Origin of the sequence: Desulfitispora alkaliphila (assembly GCF_050433185.1) — a bacterium.
Taxonomy (GTDB): domain Bacteria; phylum Bacillota; class Desulfitisporia; order Desulfitisporales; family Desulfitisporaceae; genus Desulfitispora; species Desulfitispora alkaliphila.
This window is the reverse complement of record NZ_JBNPXS010000079.1, coordinates 1-2,798: the sequence shown is the minus strand read 5'-3', so window position 1 is coordinate 2,798 and position 2,798 is coordinate 1. Positions and strand designations below refer to the sequence as shown.

2 protein-coding genes are annotated in these 2,798 nt (G+C 39.2%); both read left to right on the top strand.

Translation table 11 applies throughout. The features are described from left to right. Positions 1-114: 114 nt before the first annotated feature. Entirely contained in the window at positions 115-1,701 is a 1,587-nt protein-coding gene (istA, locus tag GGQ84_RS15345; RefSeq protein ID WP_429163689.1) for an IS21 family transposase, read from the top strand. Next, on the top strand, positions 1,698-2,468 hold the full coding sequence (gene istB, locus GGQ84_RS15340; protein ID WP_429163687.1) for an IS21-like element helper ATPase IstB: 771 nt from the start codon (positions 1,698-1,700) through the stop codon (positions 2,466-2,468). Before istA ends, istB begins: the two co-directional genes overlap by 4 nt. The last annotated feature ends 330 nt before the right edge of the window (positions 2,469-2,798 follow it).

Below are 2,798 nucleotides of genomic sequence, written 5' to 3'. Positions count from 1 at the left end.
TGTTTATATTAAACTAAAAGTACCCCAGTATTTTAATTGAAAAATACCCCACCTTAAAATATAATTCTATGTGTTCCAGTTAAGACATCTGGGGGCATAGGGGGATTGGGGAGATTGATAAGGTTGATCGATAAACAAGAAATCATCTTAATGGTATGCAGAGACGGTAAGTCTCAAAGAGCTGTAGAACGGGAAACCGGTATTAATAGAAAGACTATACGAAAATATGTAAAGGAGTACGAAAGCAAACGACAAGAATTGTTAAATAACGGAGCCACTGGTGATGTTAGAGAGCTAACAGATAGCATAGTTGAAGCACCTAAATACAACTCCAGTACCCGCGCAAAGCGCAAATTAACCGATGAAGTTATTAAAGAAATTCAAGGCTATCTAGAGGAAAATAAAGAAAAAATAGCAAGGGGGCAAAGAAAGCAACAAAAAAAGAAAATAGATATATTTGAAGCTTTATGTGAACAAGGGTTTGAAATTAGCTATTCAACAGTATGCAACACCGTAAGATCTTTAGAAAACAAAGGGGCTGAAGCATATATTAGAGCTCATTACGCTCTAGGGGATGTTTGTGAGTTTGATTGGGGCGAGGTGAAAATATTCATAGACGGTCAACTTAGAGTTCTGCAAATGGCCGTGTTCACTAGCGCCAAGGGAAATTACCGCTACGCAATTTTATTTGCCAAGCAAGATACATCCTGTTTTTTAGAATCTCACGCACTGTTTTTTGAGCATATTGGGGGTGTTTATCAAACCTTAGTATATGACAACATGAAGGTCGCTGTCAGGAAGTTTGTGGGTACTGAAAAAGAACCAACAGAGGCCCTGCTTAAATTATCTTTATACTATGGTTTTCAATTTCGCTTTTGCAATGTGAGAAAAGGTAATGAAAAGGGGCATGTGGAAAAGAGCGTGGAGTATATCCGCCGTAAAGCATTTTCAGCCAAAGATTCATTTGCGTCAATTGAGGAAGCCAATAGCTACTTAGCTAACATCTGTCAACGGCTTAACTTAAAACCTCAAAGTAGCAATGGTAACCAGGTGGCTGCAGAAGTTTTAGAAGAAGAAACACCCTATTTATTACCAAAGCTGCCTATGTATGATGCAGCTAAAATTACTGAATTAAGAGTAAGTAAATACTCCACAATAACCGTAAACAGCTGTCACTACTCTGTTCCAGATCAGTTTGTTGGCAAAATGATACTAACGAAAATCTATACCAATCAGATAATTTGTTACTGGCAGGGACAAGTAGTAGCAAAACATAGCCGCAAGCTAGGTCATTGTGAGTGGAGTATTCAGCTAGAGCACTATCTAGGCACATTGAAAAAGAAGCCAGGGGCAATAGCTTCTAGTGTTGCACTACACCAAGCTAACCCCAAGCTCCAACAAATATACGCCAGTTATTATATCACAAAAGAACGTGATTTTGTTGACTTAATCTACTTTATTTCAGAAAAAGGATTAGAGGTGGTGGAAAAGGCAATTGACACATTAATCAGGATAAATACCTTAGAAGTGACAACTGAAAAGATTAAAGCCATTTGCAGTAGGAAGCAGGAAATTAAACCAAATTATATACAAACCAACAACAATGATATATTAGCCCACTCCCTAGCCATGCTTAAATCATTTGAACAGTTAGTTCCTGCTGCTAGTGATGAGTTTAAGAAAGAGGTTGCAATAATATGATAACAAATGAAAAGAAAACCCTCTATAGCGAGATTGAAACATATGCGGATTACCTAAAGATGCCAGCTATGAAGAAAGGCTACCTAGAGGCTATTAAGGACGCCAACTTGCGTGATATTAGCTATGAAGAATTTATCTGGTCATTACTACAGAGGGAGTGTGATGTGCGACAGGAAAATGCCAAGCAAGACCGTGTGCGTCGGGCAAATTTCCCTATGAAAAAGCACCTTGAAGATCTGATTGTGAAAGATCTACCTGAAGATGCCCAAAAAAAATTTAAAGCCCTTAGCTCTTTGGATTTCATCCAGTCTGGCCAAAACGTAATTCTAGCCGGTAACCCCGGCACTGGCAAGACCCATTTAGGCATTGGGCTAGGAATTAAGGCTTGTTTAGCAGGGTATAAGGTACTCTTTGCCACAGTCCCATCACTAATTAACCAGTTAAAAGAAAGCCGCTCAGAAAAGACATTACGAGCACTTGAGAACAAATTTGAGAAATATGACTTGGTGATTGCAGATGAGTTGGGCTACATTTCCTTTGATAAGGAAGGCTCTGAGCTATTATTTACCCACTTATCCTTAAGAGCTGGTAGGAAGTCTACGCTGATAACTACAAACCTTTCCTTCGAAAGGTGGGATGAGATTTTCCATGACCCAGTACTTACAGCAGCCATGATTGATAGGCTAACTCATAAGGCTTATATCGTAAATATGAATGGAAATTCATATCGCCTTAAAGAAACTTCCGAATGGGTAAAGCAGCAGTAATTGTATAGTGTCATCTTATTACATAAAAGAGAGCCACTATATGCATCCATCAGAGCCACCACTCTCAATTGTCTTCGTTGGGTAGTGAGACTGTGGTGGGAAGCAAGGGATAATCGTAGCGAGTTCATCTTGACCCTTGGTTCCCCGCACAAGCTAATATCCTATTACTGAAGGTGTCTGTAGCCAGACCACCTGTCTTTCGGCAAGGACGGGGTTTGGGGTAGCGCTCCAAACTTTTCTTAAAGCCGAAACTTTAAATTAATATTTTTTTGCATCAAAGTGGGGTACTTTTCAAGTATTATGTGGGGTAATTTTTACTTGACAAAAACA